Origin of the sequence: Vibrio proteolyticus NBRC 13287, from assembly GCF_000467125.1 — a bacterium.
Classification (GTDB): Bacteria; Pseudomonadota; Gammaproteobacteria; order Enterobacterales; family Vibrionaceae; genus Vibrio; species Vibrio proteolyticus.
The window spans coordinates 31,045-45,612 of record NZ_BATJ01000018.1 but is presented as its reverse complement, the minus strand read 5'-3'; the positions used below and the strand labels follow the sequence as shown (position 1 = coordinate 45,612).

The following is a 14,568-nucleotide window of genomic DNA, read 5'->3' as shown; positions in this document are numbered from 1 at the left end:
AGCATAAGTTACATGTGCTGTTTATGGATTTAATGCGGCATTTTATATTGCAAGGAGTTAAATCAAACACAAAAATCAGCATTTAATAAAAAGATCGTATTAGAACGATATCGGAGTTACATCGGTGTGCATTTCGATGTGCTGCTCGTCCGTCTGTACCAGACACACCTCAATACGGTGCAATTCAGCCAACGAACGGATATGCGTTCCACCACACGGCATCACGGCCAGTTGTGCCTCACCAAGCTCGCACTGCCAGAAACGCGAATCGGTGAGTGTCTTCCCCTGGCAACGCATGATGACTGGCGACTTCAACGCCAACCAACAATTAAGCTGTTGATTTAGTTTATGATTAATTTCACTTAAATGCTCCAGCAAGTCGCCACTATTGAGGCCACGCTTGCGTAATGTCTTACCCAAACGATAGCGATCAAGGCATTTATCCGGTGACACCTGACTGCTCACCTGTGCATAGCTGTTAAAATCATGATTGCCGATCGGGTCAAGACGCCCCGGCGCTTTCCGCCAATAACCATCAGCCAACACTTTATTGAGAGCAATTGACGCTAGGTGCCCGGCAGAGTGCCCACGGCTCAAAGAACGTTGATACTCTGCATCAACAGACAATTCGACTTCCAATCCATTTTCCACAGAGTAATCTTCTGTACGGATATTATGTACCACTACGAAAGCCCAGCCAGGCGCATCACGTTTGACGGGAATCGCCTGACCGACAAACAAGGTTTCAGTGGCCAATTCCATCGCGCCCACCTGACAATCCACCACATCAAACAACTGGCCGTTGATGGTCAATGTTCCACGGTCGGCGGGATGATCTGGCCAGATATGACTGACCGGATGAAATGGTGTCGACGCCGTGACAATTGAGCAGATGTCGGACTGGTGCTGAACCAACTGAATGATTGAAGTTTGCGTGGTAACGCCCTCACAAAATACGACCCGGGTCGGCGTGACTTTCATGTCTAAATCCTTATTCACAACTGGCAGATACAAAAAAGCGCCCGAGAAACTCTAGGCGCTTTTATCGCAGTCAACCGTTATTTCTTACGGTTTTTCATCATACTCATTAAGCGTTTGCGCTTACGTTCCTGAGACAACGTCATTTTACCTGACTTACCTTCAAACGGGTTCTCGCTGCTCTGGAACTGAATGCGGATTGGAGTCCCCATGATTTCCAGCGACTTACGATAGTAGTTCATCAGATAACGTTTATACGAATCCGGCAGCTCGTTCACCAGGTTACCATGGATCACGACGATCGGTGGGTTGTATCCCCCGGCGTGGGCATATTTCAGCTTCACGCGGCGACCACGAACCATTGGTGGTTGGTGATCTTCAGTGGCCATCTTCATGATACGCGTCAGCACGGACGTGCCCACTCGGGTGGTTGCCGACTTATACGCTTCCTGCACCGATTCGAACAAATGGCCGACACCTGTACCATGCAAAGCAGAAATAAAGTGAATGCGAGCAAAATCAACAAATCCCAGACGACGATCGAGCTCTTTCTTCACGTGCTCTTTTACGTCCATGTCCAGACCATCCCACTTGTTGACCGCCAACACAATAGAACGTCCTGCGTTTAAGGCGAAACCCAGCAAGCTGAGATCCTGATCAGAAATGTTTTCACGCGCATCGATAACCAGCAAGACCACGTTGGCGTCTTCGATCGCTTTCAGGGTTTTCACCACCGAAAACTTTTCCACCGTTTCGTTGATGCGTTTACGACGACGTACACCTGCGGTGTCTATCAGTACGTATTCACGCCCGTCACGCTCCATTGGAATGTAAATCGAGTCGCGCGTTGTACCCGGCATGTCATACACCACCACGCGCTCTTCACCCAGAATACGGTTGGTTAGCGTCGATTTACCAACGTTCGGACGGCCGATGATAGCCAGTTTGATTGGCTGCTCCTGAAGACGCTGGAACTCTTGCTCCGCTTCTTCTTCCGTGTAATCAAGCTGCTCTTCCTGCTCGTCTTTGTAACCAGTCAGATCTTCGATCTCACCCAGGTTCTCCGCTGCCAGTTGTTCTGCGAACGGATTTAGCGCGCGATCAATCAGCGCCCCAACACCACGACCATGCGCGGCCGCAATCTGGTACATGTTGTCCATGCCCAGTTGCCAGAACTCTGAACTAGCCGCATCGGCATCAATACCGTCAACTTTGTTGACCACCAACATGCTTAGCTTTTCAGTTTTACGCAGATGCTGAGCGATCGCTTCATCAGCAACGGTCAGGCCTGCACGACCATCCACCAGGAACAGCACTACGTCAGCTTCATCAATCGCCGCCAGCGACTGCGCCGCCATTTTGGTTTCCACACCTTCTTCACTGCCATCAATACCACCGGTATCGATTACGATGAATTCATGTTCACCCAATTTTGCCTGACCGTATTTTCGGTCACGCGTCAGGCCCGGGAAATCCGCTACCAATGCGTCGCGCGTACGAGTCAATCGGTTAAACAACGTAGACTTACCCACGTTCGGACGCCCCACCAGGGCAACAACAGGTACCATAACAACCTCTACAATGTACTTTCTATGTAGTTATAGGTAACCACTGACCCGCTTGCCAGATCAGCCAAAAATCAGCTGTTTACCTATAATCACACGTTTAAACGAGTTTCAATAAAACGGCTCCTAACTGTTGCCAGCCAGGAGCCGATTGTGAATTATATCACGATTTAATAATCGATCGTCAGTTTCTTTACACTGCCATCACGCGTGACAATCACATAGCCGTCATCCACAGATAACGGGCCAACAGCAAAACCACTGTCATTCGCCAGTTGCTGTGCAACAAATTCACCCGTCTCGCGATTGATCCAGTGCAGGTAACCTTCGCTGTCACCCACGACGACATCGCCGTTGATCAGTTTTGGTGCTGTCAGTAATCGGTGTTCCAGTTTGTCGTTCTGCCACAACTCCGTGCCACTGCGGGTGTCCACAGCCACCACATGATCTTTGTCGGTGACCAGGTACAGGGTACGGCCATCTGTGGTCATATCCAGCGCCGAGGAGTACTTACGTTTCCAGGCCGGGCGTCCGCTGCGCAAATCGATAGCGGTCAACTGACCATTCACACCAACGATATACAGTGTGCCGCCGATAATAAGCGGAGACGCATCGACATCCACCAAACGGTCGATTTCCGTTGCCCCTTGCGGCGTACCGATAGGTTGTTGCCAAATCAGCTGACCACGTTGGATGATCGCCGCCGCCAGACGACCGTTGGCCGTACCCCAGAAAACGCCACCAGAAATGGTGGTTGGGGTACTGTCACCTCGCAGCGTCAGATTCGGCACTTCGGTGCTGATGGTCCATTTCTGTTCACCACTGGTCTGATCGAGTGCAACCAGCATGCCACGGCTAGTGTTAACAATCACCAGATTGTCATCGGCAGCCGGAGCGGCCAGGACTTCGCCATCCACATTCATGCGCCAGTTGATCTCACCGCTTTCGGCATCCAGCGCAATGACTTCGCCGTTTTCACTGCCAATGTACAGCTGTCCATACGCGGCAGTGATACCACCAGACAAACGGGCAATCACCTCACCTTCCAAGTCGGTTTGCCACAACGTTTGACCATTTTCCGGATCCAACGCTTTGACCAGACCTTCGCGGCTGGCGACAAACACTTTACCGTACTCGTACGCCGGGCTCAGTTTCGAAAAGTAGTGACCCACACCACCACCAATGGAAGCGCTCCAGGCGGTTTGCGGGGTAAACTGGCTTTTCACTTGTGGGACTGGTGCCATGATAATGGTGTCTTCTTCACCAGCACAGCCAGCCAGCGCGCCCAATACCACTGCCGACAACAGTACCTTGTTCCACACTTTCTTCATTAATCAGTGCCCTTACTTGGCCAGATCATCCAGTTTCATTTGCAGCGTCTGACTTGCGTCGTCTGCTTGCTGAGCTTCGGTATACGCAGCGTAAGCTGCATCGGTGTCGCCTTTACGCAGAGAAATGTCACCACGCAGTTCAGCCACACGGCCCGCCCAGCTTTTATCGGTAATGCCCGACAGTTCGCTCAGAGCGGCATCATAATTACCCTGCTCGGCATCAATACGAGCGATGCGGTAGCTGACCACCGCTTTCAAAGCCGTGTCCTGAGTGTTTTCTTTCGCCCAGTTCAACTGCGCTAAAGCTTCATCCAGCTTGTTGGCCTCGACCTGAACCTTCGCCAGTTGCAGCGCCGCCAGCACAGCGTATTCAGTGCCTTTATTGGCCTCAATGTATGACTGAACCTGATCCGCCGCCTCAGCGCCGTTTTGTCCCAACGCCTCAACTGCTGTTGTGTAGCTTTCCGAAGCGACTTCCTGAGCTTCCGCTACGGAGCTCTGGTAGTAACGCCAGCCAAACAGGCCACCCAGACCAATCACGGCACCAAAGATCACCGCTTTACCGTTGTCTTTCCACCAGTCTTTGATCGCTTCAACTTGTTGTTCTTCAGAATCGTAGAGTTCCACTTCCTGTCCTCTTAAATTTCAAAAAAGTGGCGATGGAATCACCGCCACTTTTAATATTTGTTTCGCGCTTAAATCAGTTCAGCCAGCTTCGCGACCACGTCACTCTGGGCATAGGTTGTCTGTTCGCCACCCGCCAGATCTTTCAGAACCACGGTGTTCTCTGCGACTTCGTTTTCTCCGAGTACCAGCGCCATGGCCGCACCGACTTTATCAGCTCGTTTGAACTGCTTTTTGAAGTTGCCGCCACCGAAGTGATTCATCACTCGCAGACCCGGCACCTGCTCACGCAACTGTTCTGCCAGCTTCATACCGGCCATCATGGTGCCTTCACCCGCCGTGACCATATAAACGTCGACACCACGACGGACTTCCGTCGACTCGAGCGTTTCCATCATGAGCACCAAACGCTCCAGGCCCATAGCGAAACCGACTGCCGGCGTCGCTTTACCGCCCAGCTGTTCGACCAGACCATCGTAACGGCCACCGCCACATACAGTGCCCTGAGCCCCTAAGCTTTCAGTGATCCACTCAAACACCGTGCGATTGTAGTAATCCAGACCACGCACCAGACGCTCGTTGACTGTGTATTCGATACCTGCGGCATCAAGAAGTTCACACAGGCCCGCAAAATGTTGCTTCGACGCTTCGTCGAGGTAGTCCGAAAGTCGAGGTGCGTCACCTAAAATTGCCTGAACGTCCGGATTCTTGCTGTCCAGAACGCGCAGCGGGTTGGTGTGCATCCGGCGCTTACAGTCGTCATCCAGCACATCGATGTGCTGTTCGAGATAAGCGATCAGTGCCGTACGGTAGTTCGCGCGCGCCTCGAGAGAACCGATTGAGTTCAGCTCCAGACGAACGTGCTCAGCAATACCCAATTCACGCCACATTCGTGCCGTCATCATGATCAGTTCAGCGTCCACGTCCGGGCCGTCGAGACCAAAGACCTCGACACCACACTGGTGGAACTGACGGTAACGGCCCTTCTGCGGACGTTCGTGACGGAACATCGGGCCGATGTACCACAGGCGTTGTTCCTGGTTGTACAGCAGTCCATTTTCAATCCCGGCACGCACACAGCCTGCCGTCCCTTCCGGACGCAGGGTCAGGCTGTCGCCGTTACGATCTTCAAAGGTATACATTTCTTTTTCAACCACGTCGGTCACTTCACCGATCGCGCGGCTGAACAGATGCGTCATCTCAACGATAGGCATACGGACTTCGTTATAGCCGTATGCACTGATCACATGCTTAACCGTGCCTTCCACTTTCTGCCATAGTGGAGATTGTGTTGGGAGGCAATCGTTCATGCCTCGAATTGCTTGAATAGTTTTTGCCACAGTACTTACCGTAATATCATTGAGATGAATTAATCTTGAGTTTTGATCTGAATGCGGTTCTGCTCGTCCATCATCGCGGCTTTGGCGCGAATTTTGGCTTCCAGTTGATTCACCAGATCTTCATTATCAAAGCGCTCTTTCTGACGTTTACCGTCTTCATAAAACGCACTTTTCTTATTGCTGCCTGCCAGTCCCAGGTGCGACACTTCGGCTTCACCTGGTCCATTCACCACACAGCCGATGATCGACACATCCATCGGCGTAATGATGTCTTCCAGACGCTGTTCCAGCGCATTCACCGTACCGATCACATCAAATTCCTGACGAGAACAGCTTGGGCAGGCGATAAAGTTGATGCCGCGCGAGCGGATGCGCAGCGATTTGAGAATATCGAAGCCGACTTTGATCTCTTCAACCGGGTTGGCCGCTAATGAGATACGCAGCGTGTCGCCAATCCCTTCCGCCAGAAGCATGCCCAGACCTACCGACGACTTCACCGCGCCAGCGCGCGCACCACCGGCTTCAGTAATACCTAAATGCAACGGCTGATCGATCTGCTTCGCCAGCAGGCGATACGAGTCGACTGCAAGGAACACATCCGACGCCTTTACGCTGACTTTAAACTGATCAAAGTTGAGGCGGTCGAGAATATCGACATGACGCATGGCCGATTCCACCAACGCAGCGGGCGTCGGTTCACCGTACTTCATCTGCAGATCTTTCTCCAGAGAACCACCATTCACTCCGATGCGAATCGGAATGTTTTTATCACGAGCGCAATCCACCACCGAACGAATCCGGTCTTCGTTACCAATATTGCCCGGGTTGATACGCAGACAATCCACACCGTACTCGGCCACTTTCAGTGCAATGCGATAATCGAAATGAATGTCGGCCACTAACGGCACGTTAACTTGCTGCTTGATCAGCTTGAAAGCTTCCGCGGCGTCCATGGTCGGTACCGATACCCGTACGATATCCGCACCGACATTTTCCAGCGCTTTAATTTGAGCGACGGTCGCATCGACGTCGGTCGTTCTGGTGTTGGTCATTGACTGTACCGCGATCGGCGCACCATCACCGATTGGCACGTCACCCACGTAAATACGTGTCGAAGGGCGACGTTTGATAGGAGACTCGTGTTGCATAGTAATTTCTAAGGTAAGGTGAATCTTGCTACTTTGCCTGAAGTATACCCAGAAAGGTCGACAGGTTCACTCGCAAATGTCATTGAAACGTTCTCAGGAGCCCCAAGAATCACTTTATAAGGTGGCTCACCACTCAGCGCCAGAGACTGGCCGCCTTTTTTGATGCCACTGGACAAGGTTTTACCCGTCGAATCTTTAACCTGAATCCAGCAGTCGGCACTGAACGTCAGATTCAAGGTTTTCGCCATCGTGGCGTCAACGTGTGGCGCACTCTCGGCTTCAGTTACGGACTCGACCGGATTGACCATCGTAGCCGCCGGCTGTGATTCACTGACAGGCGTCTCACTGTCTTCACTGGTCGGTAAAGCGTCGGCTGCATCCACAACCGCCTGAGCCGCCTCTTGCTGCGCGTCCGACTCATCGTCAGGTAGCGCGACGTCACTGCCATCTAAGGTGGTAAAGTTGCCGGTTTCATCACTGTCACCAGCCGGTTGAGCAACCGAAGGCTGCGACTCCTTGAAACTGAGCGTATCCTGAGTCTGATTCTGCCACCACCACACCGATGAAATACCGATGATGATCGCGAAAATGCCCCAGGTCAGGATCATGATGCGGCTGTCATGCTTCTCACGTTTGGCCTTGCCTGAAAAGCTTTGCATCTTCTGCTCTTGCGGTTGACTTCCATCACAATCATCAAACGCGCACAGCACCACTTTCTCATCCAAACCCACCGCGCGGGCATACGAACGCAGGTAACCCCGGGTAAACGTAGCCACCTGACCCGATTCAAACTGGTTATCTTCAATATTTTCAATAATGCTGACACGCAACCTCAGCCGATCCGCGATTTGCTTTTGTGACAGTCCGAGCTCTTCGCGTTTTTGCTTCAGAATGGAGCCGGCTTCAATCGTTGATTTCTCTACTTTCAGTTCTTCTACTTTCGATTCTTGTTCAGTACTCATTGGTTACGTACTTCTCTTCCTTAGTTTCTGACCTTACGGTGCTTTTGTTGATCATAGTTAGTAGCGTTGTGAAGACGTCAGAAACAGATAAAATTTTCGAGGAATTTGTTCCTCGCCGGGATATTGGCACCACATCTACGAATAAGATAATTAAAACTGGGCCAAAATTGCAGCTTAAGTAGCAATTCTAATAGATATTGAGGGTTAAACAACATCGTGTTAGTGCAGATTTTACAAGCTGCTCAAGGTTTTTGTGCGGAAATTCCGTTAAAAAGTGTAATTTTTTCAATTTGTAAGAAAAAATAAAGCCAGAGCATGGCTCTGGCTTAGGGTAATGTCTGTGTTCGATACGGTCAAACCGCTTTCACTTCGATGCTCTCGCCACGCGCAGCTTTGAGCATTGCAGTCCGTTTGGTACGGTCAATCACATCTCCGACCAGCTGACCACATGCCGCGTCAATGTCGTCGCCGCGCGTTTTACGAATCGTTACCGTATGGTCATATTGCATCAGCGTTTTCTGGAAACGGTCAATACGCGAGTTACTCGGTTTATTGTATGGCGAGCCTGGGTAAGGGTTAAACGGAATCAGGTTGATCTTACATGGCGTGTCTTTCATCAACTGTGCCAGTTCATGCGCGTGTTCCGTGCCGTCATTGACATGATCAAGCAGAACGTATTCAACCGTGACTTTGCCGCGGTTGGCATTGGAAGAAGCAATATAGCGACGTACTGACGCCAGAAAATCTTCAATATCCCAGCGATCGTTGATCGGCATGATTTCACTGCGCAGTTTATCGTTCGGCGCATGCAGAGAGATCGCCAACGCGACGTCAATTTTGCCCGTCATCTGATCCAGGCCAGAGACGACACCCGACGTCGACACGGTCACACGGCGCTTAGACAAACCAAACCCCAAATCATCGAGCATGATCTCCAGCGCAGGGATCAGGTTTTTCATGTTCAGCAGCGGTTCTCCCATCCCCATCATCACCACATTGGTGATCGGGCGACGGCCGGTTTCTTTTTCCAGACCCACTTCACGCGCAGCGCGCCAAACCTGACCGATGATTTCTGAGACTTTCAGGTTGCGGTTAAACCCTTGCTGAGCTGTCGAGCAGAATTTACATTCCAGAGCACAACCCACCTGAGAAGACACGCATAAGGTCGCACGATCGTCTTCCGGGATGTACACGGTTTCAACGTCCTGATCGCCAACCTTCATTGCCCACTTGATGGTGCCGTCGGAAGAGTGTTGTGCTTCGGCGACCACTGGCGCTTTGATTTCACAGCGTTGCTGCAGTTTTTCACGCAATTTTTTATTAATGTTGGTCATGTTATCGAAGTCATCCACACCAAAATGGTAGATCCACTTCATCACCTGATCAGCACGAAATGCTTTCTCGCCAAGTTCTTGCGCGAAGAACTCTCGCATCCCTTTGCGATCAAAATCGAGCAGATTGATTTTTTCAGTGGTCATGTGGCCTCTCAAACGACGGAACATTAATTAAGGGCGCGAATTGTACAGCCTTTATGCAGTCACAACAAGGGCTGTAACACCATGTATTTACTAAGGCATTAATATCGCAATGATTAAATTTTGTACAGAACAAACACCCCTCCGCATGGGAGGGTTGTGTGAGCCAGCTCAAGCTTTGTGGCGACTAAGACGAAGCCGCCGTCTGAGCCTTAATTTGTTGCACAATCGCCTTCAGACCATTTCCTCGCGACGGGCTAAGGTGAGCGATCAGGCCCAGCTGTGCAAAATAGGCGTCAATATCAAAAGCCTGAATTTGCGCCGCTGTTTTTCCTTCATACGCGGCGAGGACCAGCGCAATTAAACCACGCACAATTCGCGCATCCGAATCAGCACAGAAATGCCACACGCCCTTGGTTTGCTCACTGACCAGCCACACCTGACTTTCACAGCCAGACACCAGTACCTGAGCGGATTTCAGCTCATCCGGCATCTTGGGCAGTGTTTTCCCCCACTGGATCACCTGACGATAGCGCTCCTCCCAGCCTGAACAAGTCTTCAGGCTCGACACGACTTCCTCAGCAGAAATCTCTGAGCCAAACGGGGTAACTGGAAAATCAGTCATGGTGGTCTCCGGCGGTAATGCTCACAGGCAGAATGAGTATGGATTCATTAAGTGTATTTTTGGATCAGTTTTTCGACAATGCGCGATACCGCCACAAAACCAAACGTTGCGGTCACCACGGTAGCCGCGCCAAAGCCGCTGGCACAATCCATGCGTTTTGGCCCCTCTGCGGTTGACTTCACGCCACACACACTGCCGTCCGCCTGAGGGTACTTAAGCTGCTCAGTCGAAAATACGCAGTCAATCCCAAACTTACGTTGTGGGTTCTTCGGAAAGTTGTGATGACGACGCAGGGTATCTTTGATTTTTTTCGCCAGCGGATCCTGAATAGTCTTGGTCAGATCCGCAACCATAATTTGGGTCGGGTCAGTCTGTCCACCAGCCCCACCCGTGGTGATGACTTTGATTTTATTGCTGCGACAGTACGCCAGCAGAGACGCTTTGGCACGCACGCTGTCAATCGCGTCCAGTACGTAATCGAACTCTTTGCTCAGGTACTCATGCTGATTGTCCGGGGTAATAAAGTCATCAATCAGGTTGACTTTGCACTCCGGATTGATCAGGCGTACCCGCTCTGCCATCACTTCAATTTTGCTCTGACCGACGGTGCCGGACATGGCATGGATCTGACGGTTGATATTGGTCACACACACGTCATCCATGTCGATCAACGTCAGTTCTCCAATCCCGGTTCGGACCAGAGCTTCCACCGCCCAGGAACCGACCCCACCGATACCAATTACACACACGTGTGCCGCACGCAGAATGTCCACTTCACGGTTGCCGTACAAACGACGGGTACCGCCAAAGCGCTGGTTGTAGCTGTCTGAAGCTGGGGTATCGAGTTCACGCATTTCTGAAGTCCGAAGGGTACAAAAACAAAGAGTGCGTTTTATACGCACTCTTGGTTGAAATGTCTAGGGTCTGTTTATTGTCGCTTTTCTGGTGGCAGCGCCCAAGGCGCTTGCGTTGCTGAGCCATCCAGCCCTAATTTCCACACCCGGCCAAAATGCTTGTAGTGACCCGCTTCCAGTCCGGCACGTGGCCCCATCCCGTGATAGAGATCCAGATGGTTTTTCTTCACCGCCCCGCCGGTATCAAGCACCAGTAACAAGCGCAGCTGATGTGCTCCACTCCAGGTACCGTCAGCATTCAGCAGAGGCACCTCCGCCAGAATCGGAGTCCCCATCGGAAAAATGGATCGATCACCGGCCACCGACGCCATCGGCAACAGAGGAATACCAGCCGACCCCGTCACCGGCGCATCGGCTTTTGGCGCGAAGAATACGTAAGACGGATTCTGCTCTAACAATTCGCGCACGGTCGCGTCATCTTGTTTCATCACCCAGTCACGAATGGCTTTCATCGACATGTCTTCGCGTTTCACTTCACCACGTTCGATCAGAATCCGGCCGATGCTCACATAGGCCCGATTGTTTTTACCCGCATAGGCAAAGTACTCCAGCGTGTCGTCATCTTCAAAATGGACGAAACCGCTGCCCTGCACTTCCATCATAAAGGGATCAATCAGATTGGCGGCATAACCCAGCTCAAGTCCCTGGCCTTGCAGAGCACCATTATAAATCGCGGCGCGGGTCGGACACTGACTGCCACAGTTTGGTTTGCCATACACCGGATATTTGTAGACGGCGTCCGGTTGATGACGCAGTTCCATCACCGGTGAGTAGTAGCCAGTAAACAGCACATTGCCTTTTTTATCCGCACCGCCCAACTGAGCCAGCTCAATACCATAGCGGCTCAATTCTTCCGGATCGCCACTTTGCAGGACCCATTCATTCAGTTTGGCATACAGTGGCTGATAGATCTTCGCCATCGACGGTGAACGATCGACCACGGCCTGCGCCTGAGCGGCAAACTGGGTATAGTCCCGCGGGGTGTTGGTTTGCACCTCATCCACCTGGTTAAGCAATTGCGGAAGTGTTTTCGAAGCCGGCTGCTTGCCAAGTTCATCGGTTGGTTGCTGCGCACAACCGAAGATCAATACAGCCGCGGTAAGCGGGAGGAGTTGTTTAAGCACGAATTGGGTTCCTTTGTTGAGTTGCGCTGAGGATGACAAACTCTCAAAAGGAACACAATTGCGAAATGGTTAGCGGAGGTTTTTTTTGAATTTTCCTGACAATCGATACACAGGTTGGTAATAGTTCTGAGAAATCAACCTCATTTCTGTCAATTCATCATTGAGTAGCTGAAAGCGATATTCACGCTGAGCGGTGGCAAACATGACATAACGGCCATCAAAATCATAGCGCGTGGTCAGCACCCGCCCAGCCTGACTGACCCCTTCCGGCCCGAGGGTAAAACGGTCGCTGGCATAACTGGCCACGTTCTGCTCCACCCAAGTGCCGTACACAGCCTGCTTGGGGTGCAGCCGCTCCGACAACTGAGCATAAACCTGGTTATACAGCAGTGCGACCGCGATCAGGCCGCATGCCACCAACAACATCAGACCACGCTCAATGAGCGTGCGTTTGCTCAGTCTCCGACTCGGGAGGGTTTCAGATAAAGTCGTGTCGCTTTTGATGATGGTCTCTCTTTTTTCTGGCAGCTCTCTGCCCTGGGATGGTGCCAGACTTAACCTTGGCTGGCGTTATTCTAAATCAAGTCGCTGGTTGGCAGAATCCGGCTTGCACTTTTTTATTTTCACGATGAAATATCGCTTGCTTAGCAGTGAATAAAAAGACAATATTTCAACATATAAATTCACCAGGTAACGTTTCGTGAAACTCAGAAGTACTGCGCTCGTAAAAGGATTCCGTCAGTCAGCCCCTTACGTCAACGCTCACCGTGGCAAAACCATGGTGATCATGCTCGGCGGAGAAGCCGTGGCCGACAAAAACTTTACCAATATCATCAGTGACCTCGCGCTGCTGCACAGTCTCGGGGTCAAGATCGTGCTGGTGCACGGCGCACGCCCGCAAATCAACCAACTGCTGGATGCACAACAGGTGAGCACACCGTACCACAAAGGCGTGCGGATCACTGATGAACAGGCGTTGCGTCTAGTGATGCAGGCATCGGGGGAAATGCAGCTCACCATCACCGCCCGATTATCCATGAGCCTCAACAACACCCCTATGGCGGGCACCGAACTCAATGTGGTCAGTGGCAACTTTGTCATCGCTCAACCACTGGGGGTTGATGATGGTATCGACTATTGCCACAGTGGCAAAATCCGCCGCATCGATATCGAAGGCATCAATCGCGCCCTAGCCCAGAACTCAATCGTGTTGCTCGGCCCAATCGCCAGCTCCGTGACGGGAGAGTGTTTTAACCTGCTCTCTGAAGAAGTGGCGACCCAAGTCGCGATTAAATTAAATGCGGACAAACTGATTGGTTTTTGCTCCGAGCAAGGAATCATCGACGAAGAAGGCAATGCCATTGCGGAGCTGTTCCCCAAAGAGGCTGAACGGATTTTAGAAGGTTTGGCAGAATGCGTCGATCAAACCAATGACGGTAGTACCGGCACACTGCGTTTTCTGCGAGCCTCCATTGCCGCGTGTCGGGCTGGTGTGCCGCGCAGCCACTTGGTGAGCTATAAGGAAGACGGCGCGTTACTTCAGGAATTGTTCTCATTCGATGGCATAGGCACACAGATCGTCATGGCCAGTGCTGAGCAAGTACGTAAAGCTCAGATCAACGATATCGGGGGGATTCTCGATCTGATCCGCCCGCTCGAAGAGCAAGGCATACTGGTCCGCCGCTCACGCGAGCAACTTGAGCAGGAAATTCACCAGTTTACCATTATTGAAAAAGACGGCCTGATCATAGGCTGTGCGGCCTTGTATCCCTACCGGGAAGACAAAATGGCTGAGATGGCTTGTGTGGCGATCCATCCGGAATACCGGGATGGCAACCGCGGGCTGGTGCTGCTCAACCACATTAAACAGCAGTCAAGAGTCGAAGGCATTGAACGGATTTTCGTCCTGACGACACATAGCCTGCACTGGTTCCGTGAACAAGGTTTCTATGAGATCGGCGTAGAGGCACTGCCAATGACCAAACAAAGTTTGTACAACTACCAACGCCGATCCAAAATTTTATGTGTCAAAGTCTAAGCTTAACGCGAAACAATCGGGGCATTTCACTGTTTTTTCTCATCACATCAAAATGAAACCGATTTCAGACAAAACACACACAAACTTTACTTTATTTCAGTGGATATATTGACTATTATTTGCTCACCCTAAACACCAAGTCTGATGACTTGGTGTTTTTTTGAGATTTCCTCAGGGTCATAGGACTTTTTGCCTAACGCAGTTGGGCGCGCATGGATTGCTTGAAGTAGAAAAAATTACTAAGAGCAAATCGTCTATGAAAACCGTTATCTGTAATTCCATACAGAGTTTCTGGGATATGGCTGACAACCAGTTCCTGGAAGGCCTGGATGTACATTGTGTATTTCCGGTAAACGAAGGATTAAAAGCCTTTATTCTCAACTATCAGGCTCGCTATAAAATCCGCAGCATTTCGTTTTCCAGTGCCTTCAGCAAATAACATTC

The 14,568-nt window shown here is 51.2% G+C and carries 14 protein-coding genes; 2 read left to right on the top strand and 12 right to left on the bottom strand.

From position 1 onward, the window contains the following. Positions 1-99: 99 nt before the first annotated feature. From VPR01S_RS17015 to VPR01S_RS16960, 12 genes are all read right to left on the bottom strand, one after another. Positions 100-981, bottom strand: a complete 882-nt coding sequence (locus VPR01S_RS17015) for an alanyl-tRNA editing protein (protein WP_021706604.1) — start codon at positions 979-981, stop codon at positions 100-102. A gap of 77 nt (positions 982-1,058) precedes the next feature. Further along, a complete protein-coding gene (der, locus tag VPR01S_RS17010) occupies positions 1,059-2,546 on the bottom strand; it encodes a ribosome biogenesis GTPase Der (protein WP_021706603.1) in 1,488 nt (495 codons plus the stop codon). A 167-nt stretch (positions 2,547-2,713) separates the two neighbouring features. Further along, positions 2,714-3,874 (bottom strand): outer membrane protein assembly factor BamB, encoded by a 1,161-nt coding sequence (gene bamB, locus VPR01S_RS17005; RefSeq protein ID WP_021706602.1) that lies wholly within the window; start codon positions 3,872-3,874, stop codon positions 2,714-2,716. Positions 3,875-3,886: 12 nt separating this feature from the next. Continuing rightward, a complete protein-coding gene (locus VPR01S_RS17000) occupies positions 3,887-4,501 on the bottom strand; it encodes a YfgM family protein (RefSeq protein ID WP_021706601.1) in 615 nt (204 codons plus the stop codon). A gap of 68 nt (positions 4,502-4,569) precedes the next feature. Continuing rightward, positions 4,570-5,838, bottom strand: coding sequence for a histidine--tRNA ligase (hisS, locus tag VPR01S_RS16995; protein ID WP_040903011.1), 1,269 nt, complete (start codon positions 5,836-5,838; stop codon positions 4,570-4,572). Positions 5,839-5,867: 29 nt separating this feature from the next. Further along, positions 5,868-6,986 (bottom strand): flavodoxin-dependent (E)-4-hydroxy-3-methylbut-2-enyl-diphosphate synthase, encoded by a 1,119-nt coding sequence (ispG, locus tag VPR01S_RS16990; RefSeq protein WP_021706599.1) that lies wholly within the window; start codon positions 6,984-6,986, stop codon positions 5,868-5,870. A gap of 8 nt (positions 6,987-6,994) precedes the next feature. After that, positions 6,995-7,948: a cytoskeleton protein RodZ gene (rodZ, locus tag VPR01S_RS16985; RefSeq protein WP_021706598.1), complete on the bottom strand. Its 954-nt coding sequence runs from the start codon at positions 7,946-7,948 to the stop codon at positions 6,995-6,997. 353 nt (positions 7,949-8,301) lie between these two features. Then, on the bottom strand, positions 8,302-9,426 hold the full coding sequence (gene rlmN / locus VPR01S_RS16980; protein ID WP_021706597.1) for a dual-specificity RNA methyltransferase RlmN: 1,125 nt from the start codon (positions 9,424-9,426) through the stop codon (positions 8,302-8,304). Positions 9,427-9,610: 184 nt separating this feature from the next. Further along, positions 9,611-10,048: a cysteine desulfurase sulfur acceptor subunit CsdE gene (gene csdE / locus VPR01S_RS16975; protein WP_021706596.1), complete on the bottom strand. Its 438-nt coding sequence runs from the start codon at positions 10,046-10,048 to the stop codon at positions 9,611-9,613. Positions 10,049-10,095: 47 nt separating this feature from the next. Next, positions 10,096-10,902 carry a tRNA cyclic N6-threonylcarbamoyladenosine(37) synthase TcdA gene (gene tcdA / locus VPR01S_RS16970; protein WP_021706595.1) on the bottom strand — a complete coding sequence of 269 codons (807 nt, stop codon included), beginning with the start codon at positions 10,900-10,902 and terminating at the stop codon, positions 10,096-10,098. Between the two features lie 74 nt (positions 10,903-10,976). Further along, positions 10,977-12,086 (bottom strand): murein transglycosylase A, encoded by a 1,110-nt coding sequence (gene mltA, locus VPR01S_RS16965; protein WP_021706594.1) that lies wholly within the window; start codon positions 12,084-12,086, stop codon positions 10,977-10,979. A 69-nt stretch (positions 12,087-12,155) separates the two neighbouring features. Next, positions 12,156-12,512, bottom strand: a complete 357-nt coding sequence (locus VPR01S_RS16960; RefSeq protein WP_021706593.1) for a DUF2850 domain-containing protein — start codon at positions 12,510-12,512, stop codon at positions 12,156-12,158. Positions 12,513-12,786: 274 nt separating this feature from the next. Between VPR01S_RS16960 and argA the strand changes: the two genes are divergently transcribed. Both argA and VPR01S_RS16950 read left to right on the top strand, forming a co-directional pair. Further along, on the top strand, positions 12,787-14,124 hold the full coding sequence (argA, locus tag VPR01S_RS16955) for an amino-acid N-acetyltransferase (RefSeq protein WP_021706592.1): 1,338 nt from the start codon (positions 12,787-12,789) through the stop codon (positions 14,122-14,124). A 256-nt stretch (positions 14,125-14,380) separates the two neighbouring features. Next, entirely contained in the window at positions 14,381-14,563 is a 183-nt protein-coding gene (locus VPR01S_RS16950; RefSeq protein WP_021706591.1) for a hypothetical protein, read from the top strand. Positions 14,564-14,568 lie beyond the last annotated feature (5 nt).